Annotated in this window: 1 protein-coding gene; it reads right to left on the bottom strand. The window is 60.1% G+C overall.

Features of this window, described 5'->3' with window-relative positions:
- Nucleotides 1-87 precede the first annotated feature (87 nt).
- On the bottom strand, nucleotides 88-910 hold an 823-nt coding region (locus AWB78_RS42810), incomplete at its 5' end, for a group II intron maturase-specific domain-containing protein (protein WP_269768992.1).

The raw sequence follows: 910 nt of genomic DNA, 5'->3' as shown, positions 1-910 counted from the left end.
TGTCGGGTAGCAGCGGCGCATCACTGCGCCGCCGCCCCCTGAGAACCGGACGTGCGGGTCACCCCGCATCCGGCTCAAGCCATTGCTTCAGCACCATGGGGTGGCACCGGGCAACCTGGCGGAGCGTTTCGCGGTTCGACGGCGGGCAAAGTAGGGATCCCATGCCGGATCAAACGGATTGGCCAGCCCCCGGATTTTGACGTGCCGCTGAATCACGACCGTCGCTGCGCGGAAGAGTTGCAGGCCGCAGGTGTCACCCTCGGTTGAACCCTTTGTCGCAAAATCCCAGAACCGGTATCCGTCGCGCCGGAAGTACCGTTGTCTGACCCACCGGGCTCCTTTCATGGGGTGTCGACGCTTCGCCCATTTCCAGAGCCATCGCCAGATGTGTGAGTCGATTGAGGAGAAGATCACTTTCGACACGACGTGACGGTGATACTGGGCCCATCCCCGGATCACAGGGTTAAGCTGGCGTATCAACGCCTCCTGCGTGGCGCTCGCGTTGTCCTTGATGATTCCCCTGGCCTTGTCAAGCAGCGACTTGATGCTCTTGTTCGCTGGCTTGATCAGCAGCTTGCCGTCGTACTTGCGCACGTTCTGGCCGAGGAAATCGAAACCCGCCGCTATGTTCGTGATCCGGGTTTTCTCTTCCGAGAGTTCCAGACCCCGATCCGCCATGAACTGCCTGACTGCCGGAAGCACCCGGGATTCCAGCACATCTTTCGACACGCCAGTTACCACAAAGTCATCGGCATAGCGGACGACGTTGAGCTGAGCCTTTCTGCGGACAAGTGTGGATGTTCCCACGCTTGCATCTACTGCTGCTTCAAGCCCATCCAACGCCATATTCGCGATCACGGGCGAAATGACACCCCCTTGGGGTGTACCCGCCTGGGACTCGAACAGGGTT

The organism is Caballeronia calidae (genome assembly GCF_900044055.2).
Classification (GTDB): Bacteria; Pseudomonadota; Gammaproteobacteria; order Burkholderiales; family Burkholderiaceae; genus Caballeronia; species Caballeronia calidae.
The sequence above is the reverse complement of the archived record's forward strand: the minus strand, read 5'-3'. Positions and strand labels throughout refer to the sequence as shown.